Source organism: Streptomyces sp. NPDC004051, from assembly GCF_053604275.1.
In genome coordinates this window covers 73,237-89,779 of the sequence record NZ_JBSGHG010000026.1, presented here as the reverse complement: position 1 = coordinate 89,779, position 16,543 = coordinate 73,237, and the positions used below count along the sequence as shown (strand labels likewise).

Annotated in this window: 15 protein-coding genes and 1 pseudogene; 7 read left to right on the top strand and 9 right to left on the bottom strand. The window is 72.9% G+C overall.

The window, feature by feature from the left end; translation table 11 throughout:
* Positions 1-171: 171 nt before the first annotated feature.
* From ACWEQO_RS24350 to ACWEQO_RS24340, 3 genes are read right to left on the bottom strand one after another with little or no spacing between them, the layout of a single operon-like run.
* Positions 172-861, bottom strand: a complete 690-nt coding sequence (locus tag ACWEQO_RS24350) for a 3-oxoacid CoA-transferase subunit B (protein WP_452985224.1) — start codon at positions 859-861, stop codon at positions 172-174.
* Positions 858-1,529 (bottom strand): 3-oxoacid CoA-transferase subunit A, encoded by a 672-nt coding sequence (locus ACWEQO_RS24345; protein WP_452985223.1) that lies wholly within the window; start codon positions 1,527-1,529, stop codon positions 858-860. The genes ACWEQO_RS24350 and ACWEQO_RS24345 overlap by 4 nt, the downstream gene beginning before the upstream one ends.
* Positions 1,526-2,731, bottom strand: a complete 1,206-nt coding sequence (locus ACWEQO_RS24340) for a thiolase family protein (RefSeq protein ID WP_452985222.1) — start codon at positions 2,729-2,731, stop codon at positions 1,526-1,528. Before ACWEQO_RS24340 ends, ACWEQO_RS24345 begins: the two co-directional genes overlap by 4 nt.
* A gap of 83 nt (positions 2,732-2,814) precedes the next feature.
* Here ACWEQO_RS24340 and ACWEQO_RS24335 point away from each other — a divergent pair, with 83 nt between their 5' ends.
* Positions 2,815-3,699, top strand: coding sequence for a LysR family transcriptional regulator (locus ACWEQO_RS24335; protein ID WP_452985221.1), 885 nt, complete (start codon positions 2,815-2,817; stop codon positions 3,697-3,699).
* Positions 3,700-3,732: 33 nt separating this feature from the next.
* On the opposite strand, the gene ACWEQO_RS24330 is transcribed toward ACWEQO_RS24335, so the two are convergent.
* Together ACWEQO_RS24330 and ACWEQO_RS24325 are read right to left on the bottom strand one after the other, a co-directional pair.
* The gene (locus ACWEQO_RS24330) at positions 3,733-4,368 is read right to left on the bottom strand and encodes a DJ-1/PfpI family protein (protein WP_452985220.1); all 636 of its coding nucleotides are present in this window, start codon (positions 4,366-4,368) and stop codon (positions 3,733-3,735) included.
* Between the two features lie 24 nt (positions 4,369-4,392).
* Complete coding sequence (locus ACWEQO_RS24325; RefSeq protein WP_452985219.1) at positions 4,393-5,397, bottom strand: GlxA family transcriptional regulator; 1,005 nt, start codon at positions 5,395-5,397, stop codon at positions 4,393-4,395.
* Between the two features lie 139 nt (positions 5,398-5,536).
* Here ACWEQO_RS24325 and ACWEQO_RS24320 point away from each other — a divergent pair, with 139 nt between their 5' ends.
* Positions 5,537-6,298 carry an IclR family transcriptional regulator gene (locus ACWEQO_RS24320; protein ID WP_361453415.1) on the top strand — a complete coding sequence of 254 codons (762 nt, stop codon included), beginning with the start codon at positions 5,537-5,539 and terminating at the stop codon, positions 6,296-6,298.
* A gap of 104 nt (positions 6,299-6,402) precedes the next feature.
* Here the strand turns inward: ACWEQO_RS24320 and ACWEQO_RS24315 are convergent, their stop codons facing one another.
* The gene (locus ACWEQO_RS24315) at positions 6,403-6,654 is read right to left on the bottom strand and encodes a hypothetical protein (protein ID WP_361453412.1); all 252 of its coding nucleotides are present in this window, start codon (positions 6,652-6,654) and stop codon (positions 6,403-6,405) included.
* A 274-nt stretch (positions 6,655-6,928) separates the two neighbouring features.
* Between ACWEQO_RS24315 and ACWEQO_RS24310 the strand changes: the two genes are divergently transcribed.
* From ACWEQO_RS24310 to ACWEQO_RS24300, 3 genes are all read left to right on the top strand, one after another.
* Positions 6,929-9,751 carry a SpoIIE family protein phosphatase gene (locus tag ACWEQO_RS24310; RefSeq protein ID WP_452985218.1) on the top strand — a complete coding sequence of 941 codons (2,823 nt, stop codon included), beginning with the start codon at positions 6,929-6,931 and terminating at the stop codon, positions 9,749-9,751.
* 341 nt (positions 9,752-10,092) lie between these two features.
* Complete coding sequence (locus ACWEQO_RS24305; protein ID WP_361453409.1) at positions 10,093-11,349, top strand: SLC13 family permease; 1,257 nt, start codon at positions 10,093-10,095, stop codon at positions 11,347-11,349.
* Positions 11,350-11,354: 5 nt separating this feature from the next.
* Positions 11,355-11,897 carry a universal stress protein gene (locus ACWEQO_RS24300; RefSeq protein ID WP_452985217.1) on the top strand — a complete coding sequence of 181 codons (543 nt, stop codon included), beginning with the start codon at positions 11,355-11,357 and terminating at the stop codon, positions 11,895-11,897.
* 113 nt (positions 11,898-12,010) lie between these two features.
* On the opposite strand, the gene ACWEQO_RS24295 is transcribed toward ACWEQO_RS24300, so the two are convergent.
* Entirely contained in the window at positions 12,011-12,994 is a 984-nt protein-coding gene (locus ACWEQO_RS24295; RefSeq protein ID WP_452985216.1) for a helix-turn-helix domain-containing protein, read from the bottom strand.
* 138 nt (positions 12,995-13,132) lie between these two features.
* Between ACWEQO_RS24295 and ACWEQO_RS24290 the strand changes: the two genes are divergently transcribed.
* Both ACWEQO_RS24290 and ACWEQO_RS24285 read left to right on the top strand, forming a co-directional pair.
* Positions 13,133-14,167, top strand: coding sequence for a saccharopine dehydrogenase family protein (locus ACWEQO_RS24290; RefSeq protein WP_452985215.1), 1,035 nt, complete (start codon positions 13,133-13,135; stop codon positions 14,165-14,167).
* Between the two features lie 129 nt (positions 14,168-14,296).
* Positions 14,297-14,380: pseudogene (locus tag ACWEQO_RS24285) on the top strand (GNAT family N-acetyltransferase); the annotation flags it as partial.
* Between the two features lie 83 nt (positions 14,381-14,463).
* Here ACWEQO_RS24285 and ACWEQO_RS24280 read toward each other — a convergent pair.
* Both ACWEQO_RS24280 and atpF read right to left on the bottom strand, forming a co-directional pair.
* Entirely contained in the window at positions 14,464-15,699 is a 1,236-nt protein-coding gene (locus tag ACWEQO_RS24280) for a hypothetical protein (protein WP_452985214.1), read from the bottom strand.
* A gap of 221 nt (positions 15,700-15,920) precedes the next feature.
* A complete protein-coding gene (atpF, locus tag ACWEQO_RS24275) occupies positions 15,921-16,445 on the bottom strand; it encodes a F0F1 ATP synthase subunit B (protein WP_361453394.1) in 525 nt (174 codons plus the stop codon).
* Positions 16,446-16,543: the final 98 nt, after the last annotated feature.

Genomic DNA, 16,543 nt, shown 5'->3' with positions numbered 1-16,543 from the left:
GCGGATCGGCAGCCCTCGCGGTGGCCGGGGCACGGCCCTGGTCATACCGGCCCCGCCGTGCCCGGGGCGGCCGCTGAAGTTCTTCCCGGAGCGCGCAAGCGTGCGACGGCCTGCCCGCGGTGCGCGGGCAGGCCGTCGGGGCCTGGTCGGGCGGGCCGTCGGCCCGGGGGGTCAGGCCTCGGCGGGGAGCAGGGGGACGTCGAGGCGGTCGGCGAGTTCGTCCAGGGTGGTGCCGAAGGTCTGGATGACCCTGAGGCCCTGGGGGGTGACGTCGAACACCGCCTGGTCCGTGTAGACGCGGTCGACGCAGCGCAGCCCGGTGAGCGGGTAGGTGCACTCGGGCACCAGTTTGGCGGCGCCGGTCTTCGTGAAGAGCGTCATCATCACGTAGACCTTCTTGGCGCCGATCGCCAGGTCCATGGCCCCGCCGACGGCGGGGATGGCGTCGGGCGCCCCCGTGTGCCAGTTAGCCAGGTCGCCGGCGGCCGAGACCTGGAACGCGCCCATGACGCAGATGTCCAGGTGGCCGCCGCGCATCATCGCGAACGAGTCGGCGTGGTGGAAGTAGGCGGCTCCCGGCAGTTCGGTCACCGGGATCTTGCCCGCGTTCGTCAGGTCGGGGTCGATCTCTCCCTCCTTCGCCGCGGGCCCCATGTTGAGCATGCCGTTCTCGGTGTGCAGGACCACTCCGGAGTCGGCGGGCAGGTGGTCGGCGACGAGGGTCGGCTGCCCGATGCCCAGGTTGACGAAGGCGCCCTGGGGGATGTCGCGCGCCACGAGGGCGGCCATCTCGTTCTTGCTCAGCGGGCCCCGGTCGTTCAGCGGGGCCCGGTCGTTCTCGGCTGGGCTGGTCGCGTTCATGCGGTGGCTGCCTCCTTGACCACGCGGTCGACGTAGATGCCGGGGGTCACGACGGTTTCGGGGTCGATCTCGCCGGTCTCGACGATCTCGCGGACCTGCGCGATCACCGTGGTCGCGGCGGTGGCCATGACCGGGCCGAAGTTGCGGGCGGTCTTGCGGTAGACGAGGTTGCCCGTGCGGTCGGCGCGGTGGGCGCCGATCAGCGCGACGTCGCCCCTGATCGGGTACTCCAGCACGTAGGTGCGGCCGTCGATCTCGCGGGTCTCCTTGCCCTCCGTGAGGAGCGTGCCGACTCCGGTGGGGCAGAAGAAGGCGCCGATGCCGGCCCCGGCCGCCCTCATCCGTTCCGCGAGGTTGCCCTGGGGGACGACCTCCAGTTCGATCCGGCCCGCCCGGTAGAGCTCGTCGAACACCCAGGAGTCCGCCTGGCGCGGGAAGGAGCAGATCACCTTGCGGACCCGCCCCTTGGCCAGCAGCGCGGCCAGTCCGGTGTCGCCGTTGCCGGCGTTGTTGGACACGACGGTGAGGTCCTTGGCGCCCTGGCGTATGAGGGCGTCGATCAGGTCGACCGGCATGCCGGCCATGCCGAACCCTCCGACGAGCACGGTCGAGCCGTCCTCGATCCCGGCCACCGCCTCGTCGGCGTGGTCGCACAGTCGTGTTTTCATCGGTTGCCTCCCGAGACGTTCTCCAGGACCACGGCGAGCGCCTGGCCGACTCCGATACAGATGGCGGCGACGCCCCAGCGCTGCCCCGACTCCTTCAGCCGGTGGGCCAGGGTCCCCAGGAGCCTGCCTCCGGAGGCGCCCAGGGGGTGGCCGAGCGCGATCGCGCCGCCCTTGGCGTTGACGATCTCCGGGTCGACACCCCAGGCGTCCACGCAGGCCAGCGACTGGACGGCGAAGGCCTCGTTGAGTTCGACGGCGGCGACGTCGGACCAGGTGATCCCGGCGCCCTTCAGCGCCCGGTTCGCCGCCTCCACGGGGGCGTACCCGAACAGCTGCGGGTCCAGCGCGGACACGCCCCGGCCGGCGATGCGGGCGAGGGGGTCGGCTCCGATGCGGGCGGCGGCCTCGCCCGAGCCGAGCAGGACCGCGGAGGCGCCGTCGCTCAGCGGGGAGGCGTTGCCCGCGGTGATGACGCCGTCGGGGCGGAAGACGGGTTTGAGCCCGGCGAGCTTCTCGGCGCTCGAGCCGGGGCGGATCCCCTCGTCCCGGGTGACGGTCGTGCCCTTGCGGTCCGTGACGACGGGCACCACCAGGTCGTCGTAGAAGCCCGCGTTCCAGGCGTCGTCGGCGAGGTTGTGGGAGCGGGCGGCGAACTCGTCCTGCCGTTCGCGGGCGATGGTGAAGCGGTCGCCCAGCTGCTCGTTCGCCTCGCCCAGGGAGACGGTCCACTCCTTGGGCATGCGCTGGTTGACCAGCCGCCAGCCGAGCGTGGTGGACACGGCCGTCACGTCCCCGGCGGGGAACGCGCGCGAGGGCTTGGGCAGGACCCAGGGCGCCCTGGTCATCGACTCGACGCCGCCGGTGAGCACGATGTCCACGTCACCGGTCTCGATGGCCCGGGAGGCGATGATGGCGGCGTCCAGGGAGGAGCCGCACAGTCGGTTGACGGTCGTGGCGGGGACCGAGGTGGGCAGTCCCGCGAGCAGGACGGCCATCCTGCCGACGTTGCGGTTGTCCTCGCCGGCGCCGTTGGCGTTGCCCCAGACGACGTCGCCGATCTCGGCCGGGTCGAGTGCGGGGGTCTTGGCCAGGGCCCCGGTGACAGCCACCGCGGCAAGGTCGTCGGGCCGGACCTCGGCGAGGGCTCCCGAGAATTTACCGAAAGGCGTTCTCGCTGCTGCGTAAAGGTAACTGTCGCTCACGCCCCCACCGTACGAGGACCCCTTTCATCATGTCCAAGACCTAGTCCGCATGGATTCATAAGCGGTGCTTATAAACTGTGAGCATGGAACTCCGTCAGCTCCGTTCCTTCCTCGTCCTGGCCGAGGAGTGCCACTTCGGGCGTGCGGCCGCCCGTCTGCACGTGGCACAGCCGGCCCTGTCCCAGCAGGTCAAGCAGTTGGAGCGGGAGCTGGGCGTCACCCTGTTCAACCGGTCCACCCGGCGCGTCGAGCTGACCGAGGCCGGCCGTCACCTCACCGACTACGCGCGCACCATCGTCACGGAGGAGGAGCGCGCACGGATCCACCTGCGGGAACTCGCCACCGGTCACGCGGGCCGGGTCTCGGTCGGTTTCATCGGCACGGCCACCTACGACGTCCTGCCGAGGGTCGCCCGCACCGTACGGGCGAAGCTGCCGGGCATCACCCTGGACCTGCGGGGGGAGGTCCTCACCCCACGGCTCGTCGAGGGCCTGCTCTCCGGCACGTTCGACCTCGCCGTCCTGCGGGGCGCGGTCTCGGAGGAGGACATCCGCACCACGCCGCTGCGGTCCGAGCCGCTGGTGGCCGTGCTCCCGGCCCACCACCGGCTGGCGGACCGGCCGGACATCCCGCTGGAGGCCCTGGCCGGCGAGCCGTTCGTCATCCACCCCTCGCAGTCCCGGTCCTCGATGTACGACCGGGTGCTGGCCGCCTGCCAGCGGGCCGGTTTCCGGCCCGACCCGCTCATCGAGATCGCCGAGACGGCCACCCTGGTCGTCCTCGTCGCGGCGGGGCACGGCGTGGCCCTGGTACCGCAGTCGGTGCAGAGGCTGAGCCTCGAGGGCGTGACCTACGTGCCGCTCACCGGCTCCGAGTCCGTGGAGCTGATGCTGGCCCGGCGCACGCACCGCGTCTCGGCCGCGACCGAGCAGGTCGCCTCGGTGATCGAGGAGTGCGTCCGCGGCTGAGGCACGGTGCGTGGGGTCGCCCGCCGGGCGGGGCTACCGGAGGATGAAGCGGCTCCGGGCCCGGAGCTTGTCGACGAGCGCGGCGGGGGCCTTTCGGGGGGAGCCCGCGTCGTAGGGCGGCTGGGGGTCGTACTCGGTCCCGAGCTGGACGGCCTGCGCGTGTGCGTCACCGGCGATCCTGCCGACCAGGGTGAGGGCCATGTCGATCCCGGAGGAGACTCCGGCCGCGGTGACGAACTTGCCGTCCGTCACGACGCGCTCCCCGGTCGGTTCGGCGCCGAACGCGGCGAGGCTGTCGAGCGCCAGCCAGTGCGAGGTGGCCCGGCGGCCTTCGAGCAGACCGGCCGCCGCGAGCAGCAGCGAGCCCGTGCACACCGAGGTCGTCCAGGTGCTGGCGGCGTCGGCGGCGCGCAGCCAGTCCAGGAGCGTCCCGTTCTCCATCTGCGCGGTCTGCCCGGGACCGCCGGGCACCACGACGACGTCGGGAGCCGGCACGTCGTCGAGGCCGTGGTCCGCGACGAGTGCGAGGTCGCCGCGGTCGTTGCGCACGGGGCCCGGCCGCTGCGCGACGAAGACCGTCTCGGCGCCGGGCAGTCGACAGAGCATCTCGTACGGGCCGACCGCGTCCAGCGCGGTGAAGCGGCCGAAGAGGACGATCGCGATCTGCATCTCATCTGCCTTTCAGCGGGCGGTTCAGGCGGGCTCGGACGGTTGGAGCGGTTCGGACGGTTGGAACGGTTGGAGCGGTGTGGACGGGCGGAAGCGTCGGCGGTACTCGGCCGGAGCGGTGCCCAGGGCTTTCACGAAGGCGCGGCGCATCGCCTCGGGTGTGCCGTAGCCGCTGGCGCGGGAGACCTGCCCGACGCCGTCGGCCGTGTCCTCGAGGAGGCGCCGGGCGTGCTCCAGGCGGACGCGCTCGACGTACCGGCCGGGTGTCGTACCGGTCTCCGAGTGGAAGGTGCGGGCGAAGTGCCGGGGGGAGAGGTTGGCGCGCTCCGCCAGGCTCTCGACGGAGAGGTCCCCGTCCGGGTGCTCGGTGATCCACTGCTGGACCCTCCGCAGTGGTTCGCGCCGCGCGGTCTGGGCGGCGAGCTGGGCGCTGAACTGCGCCTGGCCGCCCGGACGCCGGAGGAAGACGACGAGGTGGCGAGCGACGGCGAGCGCGGTGTCCCTGCCGTGGTCCTCCTCGACCAGGGCGAGCGCGAGGTCGATGCCCGCGGTGACTCCGGCCGAGGTGGCGATCCGGCCGTCACGTACGAAGATCGGATCGGGGTCGACGTCCACGGCCGGATAGGTCCTGGCCATGTGGTCGCAGACCGACCAGTGGGTCGTCGCCCGCCGGCCGTCGAGCAGGCCGGCCTCGGCCAGCAGCAGCGCGCCGCTGCACACGGAGACGATGCGCTCGGCGTGCCGGGCGTGCTCCCGGAGCCGGTCGATCAGCCGGGGAGCCGGGCGACGGGTTCCGTCGCCCCCGGGGACGAGCAGGGTGTGCGGCGCCCCGGCCTCGTCCAGCGCCTGGTCCGGGACGACGGTGAGACCGCTCGAGGTGCGGACCGGAGCGCCGTCGAGCGAGGCGGTGCGGATCTCGTACGGGTGCCCGCTGTGGCGCCCCGCCCCCGTGAACACCTCCAGGGGGCCGGTCACGTCGAGACTCTGCACGTCGTCGAAGACGACCACCAGCACCGATCTGCTCGTCATGGCGTTCATCCTCGGCGGGGAGCCGGGTGGCCGCAATGACGAGCAGCCCACCTTTCCTGCCGTCCCGGGGCCGCTGCCGGGAGCCGTGGAAGCGGGGCCGGGCTTGTCTTCGTTTCCGCTCAGCGGAAGGATGCCGGGCATGGCAGGCAACTCCTCGACGCCCGGGCGTTCCGTGACCAGTCGCGCGCTGGCGCTTCTGGGCGCCTTCGACGGCCGGCACCGGCGGCTCGGTCTCACCGAGCTCGCCGCCCGCGCCGGCCTCCCGGTCCCGACCGCGCACCGGCTGGTCGGCGAGCTCGTCGCGTGGGGCGCGCTGAGCCGTACCGCGTCGGGGGAGTACGTCGTCGGGCGCCGGCTGTGGGACATCGGCCTGCTCGCGCCCGTGCACACCGGGCTGCAGCAGATCGCCTCCCCGTACCTGCACGACCTCTACGGCGCGACCCTCGCCACCGTGCACCTCGCGGTGCGCGACGGACTGCGGGCGCTGTACGTCGACCGGCTCTCCGGGCACGCCTCGGTGCCGGTGGTCAGCGCGATCGGCTCCCGTCTGCCGCTGCACGCGACGGGGGTCGGCAAGGTGCTGCTCGCGCACGCCCCGGCCGCCGTCCAGGAGGAGGTGCTCGCCGACCTCCCCCGGATCACCCCCTACACGGTGTGCCGGCCGGAACTGCTGCGCGGCCAGCTCGAGAAGGTGCGCGAGGACGACTACGCCACGACGGTGGAGGAGATGAGCCTGGGCGCGTGCACGGTGGCCGTGCCGATCCGCTCGGACGGCGCGGTGGTGGCGGCGCTCGGCATCGTCGCCCCCAGCCTCAGACGCGACCGGGCACGGCTGGTCAGCGCCCTGCAGGTGGCGGCCCGGGGCATCGGACGGAGCCTCACCGGGCGGGTCGCCGACTGAGCCCGCCGCCGCGGGGCCGGCCCGCCTCCCCCCTCCGGGGCCGGGCCTCTGCGTCGGAGGCCCCTGTCCCAGAGGCCCTCTGTGTCAGAGGCCCTCTGTCCGCGTCAGAGGCTCCCGAGGGCGTCCCGGCGGGCCGTCTCGGCCTTGCGGTTGAGCCGTTCGGTCATCCGCACGGCGGTGACGGTGAACGCGATGCCGCCGCCGACGAGCAGGACCTGGGTGACGACGCCGACGACGCGGATGTCCTGGGTGGCGAGGGCGGCGGCCAGCATGACGGAACCGCCGGACGCCCAGGCGAACCAGATCCGCGCCTTCTCGACTCTGACCGCTGCCTGGAACTTTCGATGGCCGGCCATGGCCCTCCCCCTCTGCGCTGGTGTCGCTCCCGAGCCGCATTGTGGCGCGTGACGTCCGCTGCGCGCAGCGGTTCCGCAACCGGACCGGGAATGAGCGGGTACCGTTGAGTCGTTCACGGGGAATGCGAGGAATGTCCGGGGCAAGGGTCCCGGTCTCCGCTCGCCGGACACGACGCCGCGGAGGCCGCGCACCGCTGTTCCTCCCCACCGCCCGACCGGCGGACGGGTGGCCGTGGACGGCCGGGCCGCCACTGCCGAGGAGGCGAACGATGCAGTGACCGCACATCCCCGTCGCCCTCCCCTCACCTCGCCCCGCCTGTTCGGCGGCCGGACCGCTCGCACCGGATCGGCCCGGCGGCGGGACCGGCGCGGCGAGGGCTCCCGGCCGGTGCGACCCCCCGGACAGCTGCGGTCCCTGCTCCGGGCCCGCAGCGTGGCCGGCCAGGTGTTCCTGCTCCAGGTCCTGGTCGTGACCCTGATCATCACCGCCGCACTGGTCGCCCTCGTCTTCCAGGCCCGACGCGACAGCACCCACGAGGCCCGGAGCCGTTCCCTGGCCATCGCCACGACGTTCGCGGACTCCCCGCAGACGCTGGCGGCGATGACCGGCCCCAACCCCAGCAAGGTCCTGCAGCCGCTCTCCGAGCGGATCCAGCGGGCGACCGACGTGGACCTCGTCGTCGTGTACTCGAAGGACGGCGTCCGCTACACGCACCCCGACCCCTCGCTGATCGGGAAGGCCGTCGTCGGCCAGGCCGAGCCGTCGGCCTCCTCCCGGACGCAGACCATCGAGACGTCCAAGGGGCGCTCGGTGGTCGGGTACGCCCCGGTCACCGAGCCCGACGGGACGGTGGCCGGCTCGGTCGGGGTCGGGATCACGGTCCAGAAGGTGGCGGGCATGGCGGCCCAGCAGTTCCCGGTGATCCTGGGGGCCGCGGGCGTGGCCCTGGCCATCTGCGCGGGCGGCACCGCCCTGGTGAGCCGGCGGCTGCTGCGCCAGACCCACGGTCTCGGTCCGGTGGAGATGACCCGGATGTACGACCACCACGACGCGGTGCTGCACGCGGTGCGGGAGGGCGTGCTGATCGTACGGGGCGACGGGCAGCTGGTCCTGGCCAACGACGAGGCGCGGCGGCTGCTGGATCTGCCGCCGGACGCGGAGGGGCGTAAGGTCACCGACCTGGAGCTGAGCCCGGACATCGGCGAACTGCTGGTCTCGGAGCGGACGGCCACCGACGAGGTGCTCCTCTCGGGTGACCGGCTGCTGGCGGTCAACAAGCGGCGCACAGCGCCCGAGACCGGAGGCGCCGGGAGCGTGGTGACGCTCCGGGACACCACGGAGCTGCGGGCCCTGTCCGGTCACGCCGAGGCCTCCCGGGAGCGCCTGAGCCTGCTCTACGACGCGGGGGCGCGGATCGGCTCCTCCCTGAACGTGGAGCGCACCGCCCACGAACTGGCCGGGGTGGCGGTTCCGCGCTTCGCCGACCTGGTCACCGTCGACCTGGCCGAGGAGGTGCTGCGCGGCGAGGAGCCGACCGGGCGGCACACCGTCATGCGGCGGGCCGGGCTGAGCACCATTCACGACGGCCTGCCGCTGATGGCGGTGGGCGAAACGGTTCGCTTCCCCGACGCCACGCCGCAGGCACGGTGTGTGAAGAGCGGCCACGCGGTCCTGGAGTCGGATCTGGGCGCCGCCGAGGGATGGCGGACGCTGGCCCCCGAGCGCGCGGAGGAGTTCCTGGATCACGGTTTCCACTCCCTGATCGCGGTACCGCTGCGGGCCCGCGGCACGGTGCTGGGCTCGGTGGACTTCTGGCGCTCGGAGCGGGCGGAGCCGTACGACGAGAGCGATGTGCTGTTCGCCGAGGAGCTGTCCGCCTGGGCCGCCGTGGCGCTCGACAACGCCCGCCGGTACACCCGCGAGCACGCGATGGCGGTCACCCTGCAGCGCAGTCTGCTCCCCCGCGACCTGCCGGACCTGAGCGCGCTGGAGGCGGCCCACCGCTACCTGCCGGCCCAGTCCGGGGTGGGCGGGGACTGGTTCGACGTCATCGAACTGTCCGGCGCCCGGGTGGCACTGGTGGTCGGGGACGTGGTCGGGCACGGTCTGCACGCGGCGGCCACCATGGGGCGGCTGCGTACCGCGGTGCACAACTTCGCCACCCTCGACCTCCCGCCGGACGAACTGCTGGCCCGGGTGGACGACCTGGTGGCGCGGCTCGACCGGGAACGGGCGGACCGGGGCGACGACGAGGGAGTCATCGGGGCCACCTGTCTGTACGTCGTCTACGACCCGGCCTCCGGCACGTGCAGCGCGGCCCGGGCCGGCCACCCGCCGCCCGCCCTGGTCGGTCCGGACGGCACCGTCACCTTCCCGGACCTGCCCGCCGGTCCGCTGCTGGGCCTGGGCGACCTGCCCTTCGAGAGCACGGAGTTCGAGGTGCCCGGGGGAAGCCTGCTCGTCCTCTACACCGACGGGCTCGTCGAGACCCGCGACCGGGACATCGACGTCGGTCTGGAGATCCTGCGCGACGCGCTGTCCCACTCCGGCCGGACCCCCGAGCAGACCTGCGACGCGGTGCTCGAGGCCCTCCTTCCGAACCGCGGGAACGACGACGTCGCCCTGCTGGTCGCGCGCACCCGGGTGCTCGACCCCGGGCAGGTCGCCGGCTGGGACGTGCCCCCTGAGGCCTCCGCCGTGTCCGGCGTCCGCGCCGACGTCACCCGGCAGCTGGCGGAATGGGACCTGACGGAGGCGGGCTTCACCACCGAACTCATCCTCAGCGAACTGGTCACCAACGCCATCCGCCACGGCACCGTCCCCATCCACGTCCGCCTGTTGCGTGACCGCCGTCTGATCTGCGAGGTCTCCGACGGCAGCAGCACCTCACCCCACCTGCGCCAGGCGACGGCCACGGACGAGGGCGGACGCGGCCTGTTCCTCGTCGCCCGCTACGCCGAACGCTGGGGCACCCGCTACACCCCCACCGGCAAGGTGATCTGGGCCGAGCAGCAACTGGACGGCGGGGCGGGCGACCCCGACGCCGCCCTGACGGGCGACGACGTCCTCGACCAGTGGTCCGACGCGGTCCTGTGACCCCGGCACCGCCTGTCCGCCGGCATGGTCGACACTTCGGGCGCTCGTGTCCTCACCGTTCTCGGACGAGCGGGGTGTGAACACTTTCCGGGAGTGCGCTCACGCCCCGCAAGGGGCCGGGGGACGGCGCCGGCCGCCCGACGGCGGTACGGACCACCACCAGCCCACCACCGGGCCTCCAGCGGGTGAGACGTCGTCGAGCACGTCGAAGGGGATGCGGAAGACGCGGAAGACACGGCCGGGCGCCATGAGCCACGAGCCACGAGCCGGGCGCACCCCGGTGCTCCACCGTCCGGTGGATGCCCGGCTGCTGTACCACACGGCTGGGAGAAGATCTGATCGTGAGCTCCCCGCTGGCGGAGGCCGTCTCCGTCGTTCTGCTCCTGGCGGTGCTGGCGTGCGCCGTCGTCCGTCCGTTCGGCTGGCCGGAGGCGGTCGTCGCCGTCCCGGCCGCGGGCGTGGTGATCGCCACCGGAGCGATCTCGCTGGACCACGCCCGCGAGGAGGCCGCGCGGCTCGGACCGGTGATCGGTTTCCTCGCCGCCGTCCTGGTCCTGGCCCAGCTCTGCGACGACGAGGGCCTGTTCCACGCGTGCGGAGCGTGGATGGCCCGTACCGCGGCGGGCCGCCCGCGCCGTCTGCTGGTCCAGGTGTTCGCAGCCGCGTCGGTGATCACCGCGGTGCTCAGCCTGGACGCCACCGTCGTGCTGCTCACCCCGGTGGTCTTCGCCACCGCCGCCCGGCTCGGCGCCCGGCCCGCACCGCACGTCTACGCCTGCACCCACCTGTCGAACACCGCCTCGCTGCTGCTGCCGGTCTCCAACCTCACGAACCTGCTCGCGTTCGCCGCCAGCGGACTGAGTTTCACCCGTTTCGCCGCCCTGATGGCCCTGCCCTGGCTGGTCGCCGTCACCACCGAGTACGTGGTCTTCCGCCGGTTCTTCGCCACCGACCTGGACGCCGGAGCCCAGGCTCCCCCCACCACCGAACCCCGCGAGCTGCCGGTTTTCGCCCTGGCCACCGTGGTCTGCACCCTGGCCGGGTTCGTCCTGACCTCCGCCCTCGGGGTCAACCCCGCCTGGGCGGCCCTCGCCGGAGCCGTCGTGCTGGCCGTGCGCGCTGTGACGCAGCGCCGCACCGGGCCCACCGCCCTCGTGCGCGCCGCCGCGCTCCCGTTCCTCGCCTTCGTCCTGGCCCTGGGCATCGTGGTCCGCGCGGTCGTCGACAACGGCCTCGCCACCGGCCTGGGCCGTCTCGTCCCGGACGGAACCGGCTTCGCGGCCCTGCTCGCCGTCGCGGCGCTGGCCGCGGTGCTGGCGAACCTCATCAACAACCTGCCCGCCGTGCTGGTGCTGCTGCCGCTGACCGTGCCGTCCGGGCCCGGCGCCGTCCTCGCGATGCTGCTCGGGGTGAACATCGGCCCCAACCTCACCTACGCCGGCTCCCTGGCCACCCTGTTGTGGCGGCGCATCGTGCGCGCACACGACAGTGACGTCGAGCTCGGTGAGTTCACCCGGCTCGGCCTGTGCACCGTGCCCGCCGCCCTGCTGCTCGCGGTGGTGGCCCTGTGGGCCTCACTCACCGTCATCGGAGGCTGATCATCGTGAGAGTCGTCGCCTGGATCACCGAGGGCACCTGGCCCTCCTGCGTCGACGCCGCCCGCAACCACGCCCCCGAGGCCGCCGAGATCGTGCTGCTGCACGTCACCGGCCCCGAAGCCCCCGGCGCGGCACACGGCGCCTTCGCCGGGCTGCTCGGCCGGGGCGGCCCTCCCGAACGCGACCCCGGCACGGCGGTCGAGCACCTGGCCACCGCCTCCGCCGAACGGCTCCTCGCCGAAGCCGCGCAGCGCCTGGCGCGTCCCTGTGCCCGCGTCGAGCGCACCGGCCGCGTCGAGCGGGAGGTCGTGGCCGCCGCCGAGGGCGCCGACCTGCTCGTCCTCGCCCGCGACGGCGACCGCACCCATCTCGGACCTCGCAGTCTCGGCCCCGCCGGCCGCTTCGTCGTCGACCACGCCCCCTGTCCCGTGCTGCTCGTCTGGCCCGAGACCGCCCCCGGCGTCGCCACGATCCCGCCGCCCCCGCCGCCCCACCCATCCCACCCGCCCCACCCGCCCCACCCACCCCGCCCGCCCCATCACCGTTAGCCGCAAGCACTCGGCGCCGGCCCGCTCGCCGCGCCGAAGGGGCATCCGCGGCGACACGGGGCGGCCACCCCGGCGCGATGCCGCTCACCCGGCCCGCTGCCGGCCCCTGTGACTCAGGGGCGTTGATGGTGTCGCCCGCTGCCGGTCGGGCCGGGCCGGGTCTGCGAGCGAAAGGTGCGGCGGTAGGTGTCGGGAGGCACGCCGACCGTGCGGCTGAAGTGTCGGCGCAGCGTGGTGGCGGTGCCCATGCCGGTGGCCGCCGCGATGGCGTCGACGCTGTGGTCGGTGGTCTCCAGCAACTCCTGGGCGTGGCGTATCCGCTGAGCGAGCAGCCACTGCAGCGGGGTGGTGCCGGTCACCGACCTGAAGTGGCGACCCAGGTGGCGTGAGCTCATCCGCGCCCGGCGGGCCAGGTCCTCCACGGTCAGCGGCTGGTCCAGCCGTTCGATCACCCAGGGGAACAGTTCGGCGAGCGGGTGGTTGTCCGGGGCGGGCGCCGGGGTGGCGATGAACTGGGCCTGGCCGCCGTCCCGGTGCGGCGGCACGACCAGGCGGCGGGCGGCGGCGTTGGTGACCGCCGAGCCGTGGTCGAGGCGGACGAGATGCAGGCACAGGTCCATGGCGGCGGCCTTGCCGGCGGAGGTGAGCACGCTGCCCTCGTCCACGTAGAGGACGTCCGGGTCCACCGTCACCCGGGGGTGGCGGGCGGCCAGGGCCCGGGTGTGCGCCCAGTGCGTGGTCGCGCGCCGCCCGTCCAGCAGGCCGGCGGCGGCCAGCACGAACGCGCCCGTGCAGAGGGAGGCCACGCGCGCGCCCGCCTCGTGGGCCGCGCGCACCGCGTCGACCAGCTCAGCGGGTGGCTCCTCGTCGACGTCGGCCCAGCCCGGGACGATCACGGTGTCGGCGTGCGGGAGCCGGTCGAGCCCGAGGTCGGGCTCCAGCATGAACCGGCCGGCCCGCACGGCGCCCGGCCCGCAGACCACCAGGTCGTACCAGGGGCCCGGCACGCCGGCCGGGGCGGCGGCGAAGACCTCGTACGCGAGGGACAGCTCGAAGTGCAGCATCCCGTCGGTGACGGCCAGCGCAACAGTGGTCACGTCCGGAATTGTACGGGTCCTGTCGTTCCGGACACTCGTGCGGGACGCCCGCCCTCGACAGGATGTCCATGTCAGATCGCAACAGATCAATCGCAGCGGATCAATCTGCAGCAGATCATTCGAGTGCGGGGAGAACCCATGGGACCGGGACTCAAGGTGGCGGTGTTCGGCGCGTACGGGCACACCGGGCGCTTCGTGGTGGCGGAGCTGCTGGAGCGCGGGCTCGTCCCGGTCCTCTCCGGGCGCGACGCCGACAGGCTGAAGGTACTGGCGGAGTCCGCACCCGGACTGGACGCCCGCCCCGCGTCGGCCGACGACCCGACCTCGCTCGACCGCGCACTGGACGGCACGGCGGCCGTGATCAACTGTGCCGGCCCCTTCGCCACGACGGCTGCCCTCGTGATCGAGGCGGCGCTGCGCGCAGGGATCCCGTATGTGGACGTGGCGGCCGAGATCGAGGCCAACGCCGACACGTTCGCACACTTCACGGACCGCGCCCGGGCCTCGGGAGCGGTGATCGTCCCCGCGATGGCCTTCTACGGCGGCTTCGGCGACCTGCTGGCCACCGCCGCGATGGGCGACTGGACGACGGCCGACGAGGCGCACATCGCGTACGGGCTGAGCGGTTGGCACCCCACCGCCGGGACGCGTGCCGCGGGCGCGGTCTCCCACCGGCGGCGGGACGGCCGACGCGTCCGCCACCGGAACGGGCGCCTGGAGTACCACCGGGACGACCTGCCGACCCTGGAGTGGCCCTTCCCCGAGCCGCTGGGCCCCCGGGCCGTCATCGGGGAATTCACGATGGCCGACGTCGTCACCCTTCCCAGCCACCTGGCCATCCCCGAGGTGCGCACCTACATGTCCCTCGAGGCGGCCGGGGACATGGCGGCCCCGGACACACCGGAACCCGCCGCGGTCGACGAGCGGGGACGGTCCGCGCAGACCTTCCTCGTCGACGTCGTCGTGCGCTCCGGCGGCAGCGAACGGCGCGCCGTGGCAAGGGGACAGGACATCTACGCCGTCACCGCGCCGCTCGTCGTGGAAGCGGTCGACCGCATCCTCACCGGACGGACCAGGACGACCGGGGTGGCCTCCGCCGGCGCGCTCTTCGACGCACCCGACTTCCTCCGTGCCCTGTCCTCCCACATCTCCCTGGAACTGCACCGTTCCTAGCCGGTGAGCAGGAGTGAGCCTTGTACCCATGCCTGGTCGCTGCGGACACCCCGAACGGTTTCGGGTGCCCTGGTCGCCCGCGTGCTCGCCGCGTCCGGCGGCACGGATCGTGCCTGCCCGTGGTCCGGGAGTGCGGGGATCGCCCTGTCGCCCATCCAGCGCCGCGACGAAGGCGACTTCATCGGCTACCGCGGGCTGATCATCGGCCGCTCCTGGCGGGTGAGATGCGCCCCGTTTCCGGGTGACCGGGCCGCCCTGCTTCGGGCCGCCTGATCACGGACTTTCCGTCACCTGCTTCAGCTGGCGCCTTCGGTGGTGACGACGTAGCAGCTGGCGCGGCCTCCGTCCTGTTCCCATTCATCCCGAGTCGGCCACATGTACCAGTAGTTTCCGGCCCGGCCCGCCTCGGAGACCCATGGCCCGGGGGCGGTGTCATAGGCGGTACGGCAGGCGGCTTCGGCCTTCTCCCGGGCGGCCGTGCTGCCCGGGTAGGGGCCCGTGCCCAGTGTTCTCTGGGCGAAGATCCTGCCGTCGTGCGCGCCCGAGCACGGCACGTCCACGACGGTGTCCACGACCCGCTGGCCCGTGCTGAAGTCGACGCAGCCGCCGGGCTTCACCGAGTCGACCGACCGGACCGCCTCGTGGGCCAGCCGGACGGGTCCGTCGGGCTTCGTGGCGGGCTTCGACCCACCGTGTCGGGAGAGCCGGAGGTCGATGGTCAGGGAGGTCATGTCCTCGAACGCGCTGCCCTTCTTCCCCAGGGCCGTCGAGAGGTCGGCTCGCACGTGGGTGACGCGTCCCTGGCCGTCCACGGACACGGTCGCCGGCAGCGGGGCGCTCCTGCTGGAGGATCCGGTGGGGAAGAGGGCGGACAGCTCGCGCCTGAGGTCCTCGGGGAACAGTTGCCAGGCGGCGCTGTTGGGCATCTCCGCCTCATAGGTGCGCCGGGAGCCGTCGGTCCGCCGGGATGTCGCCTCCGTGGCGCCGAGTCCCTCGAGGAGGGTGCCGCCCACCGGCCCTTCGGATCCGCGCAGGTGGTCGATGCGGTCGATGCCGAGGTCCGCACCGGTGTCGCCCGTCGTGTACCGGAGCCAGTACGCCGCCGACCCGGCGCGGTAATGGATGTGCTGGCGTCCGACGAGGACGCGCGCCGAGGGGTCGGCGTTGCCCTTGCCCGGGGTGACGCCCAGGAGCGTGTCCTTCGTTTCCCGGGGGAGCTGCTTCGGCAGTCGCCACTCCGTGGTCGCCTCGCCCGTTCGCTTCGCGAAGTCCATCCGCCCGCTGACGGTCTGCACCGCCCGGCCCTTCTTCGATGCGAAGGTCATGGTCTGGACGAAGTCGGCACCGCCCGCCTTCTGCGTCTGGCGCAGGGCGAGGTAGACCTGGAGGCCGAGCTTCTGGTCGAAGACGGGGTGTTCGGCGGGAGGCTCGGCGGGGCGCCCGGCGGGGGCGTCCTGGTCGCCGGAGCAGGCGGTCAGGAGCAGGGACGCGATGGTGAGCACCGCACCTGTACGGGCAAGGCGTCTGATCATGCCCGTAAGACCCGGCCGGGTCGTCGAGGGTTGCCCCCGCACGGGTCACGGCTTGACCGCCCTCGACGGGACGGGTGTCGAGGACCGCCGCTGGACGCCGTGCTTCGGCTGTGCGGGCACGGCCGTACACGTCGGCCCGACCGGGAGGAAGCCGCTGCCCCCGACGGTCGGGGACGCGGCACCGACGCCGAGCGGCAATGCACCCTCGGCCTCCGAAGAGCTCAGCTCGTCGATCGCTTCACCGACGAGTCGGCCTCCAGCTCATCGAAATAACGGTCGATGACATCGCTGTTGTCGGCGAAATCATCGAGAGGTTCACCAACGATCCGGCTCGCCAGTTCGACTGCGAGCCGACGCACACTCTCGTTGAGCGCGGCGGCTGCCAAGGCCCGGTCGGCTTCGAGCTGAACGTGCGCCGCTGCGACGAGGGCATCACGCTGACGAGCGCCCTCTTCGCGGGTGGCCGCAATGATCTGGGCGCCTTGTTCCTTTGCCTCCTGCCGGACATGAGCGAGTTCCCGGTAGGCTTCGGCGAGCTCTTTTTTGTACTCCTCATGGATACGCCCGGCTTCGATCCGAGCTGCTTCGGCTCGCTCGGCGTTGCCCTCGATGGCATCCTCGCGCTCTTCCAGCGTCTTGCGGATACGCGGAAGGACGACCTTCGCAAGAATGCCGAAGACTAAGGAGAAACAAACAACTGCGACAACAAGTTCGATTACCTCTGGTTCGAGCGGTCCAAGTTCCATGGTCCGCAGGGTACTGGTCAACTTGATTGAGTGAAGCCGGGCCATCGACCTGACAGTTGAGTTTCGGACCCAGTAGTTCTGGCCGGGTGACAGTGCTG

What these genes read in the sequence shown, in the direction of transcription:
- ACWEQO_RS24325 (WP_452985219.1), bottom strand. Translation starts at nt 5,397, where the DNA reads ATGACGAGCAGATCGGTGCTGGTGGTCGTCTTCGACGACGTGCAGAGT.
- ACWEQO_RS24290 (WP_452985215.1), top strand. Translation starts at nt 13,133, where the DNA reads ATGGGACCGGGACTCAAGGTGGCGGTGTTCGGCGCGTACGGGCACACC.
- ACWEQO_RS24350 (WP_452985224.1), bottom strand. Translation starts at nt 861, where the DNA reads ATGAACGCGACCAGCCCAGCCGAGAACGACCGGGCCCCGCTGAACGAC.
- ACWEQO_RS24335 (WP_452985221.1), top strand. Translation starts at nt 2,815, where the DNA reads ATGGAACTCCGTCAGCTCCGTTCCTTCCTCGTCCTGGCCGAGGAGTGC.
- ACWEQO_RS24315 (WP_361453412.1), bottom strand. Translation starts at nt 6,654, where the DNA reads ATGGCCGGCCATCGAAAGTTCCAGGCAGCGGTCAGAGTCGAGAAGGCG.
- ACWEQO_RS24345 (WP_452985223.1), bottom strand. Translation starts at nt 1,529, where the DNA reads ATGAAAACACGACTGTGCGACCACGCCGACGAGGCGGTGGCCGGGATC.
- ACWEQO_RS24280 (WP_452985214.1), bottom strand. Translation starts at nt 15,699, where the DNA reads ATGATCAGACGCCTTGCCCGTACAGGTGCGGTGCTCACCATCGCGTCC.
- ACWEQO_RS24320 (WP_361453415.1), top strand. Translation starts at nt 5,537, where the DNA reads ATGGCAGGCAACTCCTCGACGCCCGGGCGTTCCGTGACCAGTCGCGCG.
- atpF (WP_361453394.1), bottom strand. Translation starts at nt 16,445, where the DNA reads ATGGAACTTGGACCGCTCGAACCAGAGGTAATCGAACTTGTTGTCGCA.
- ACWEQO_RS24330 (WP_452985220.1), bottom strand. Translation starts at nt 4,368, where the DNA reads ATGCAGATCGCGATCGTCCTCTTCGGCCGCTTCACCGCGCTGGACGCG.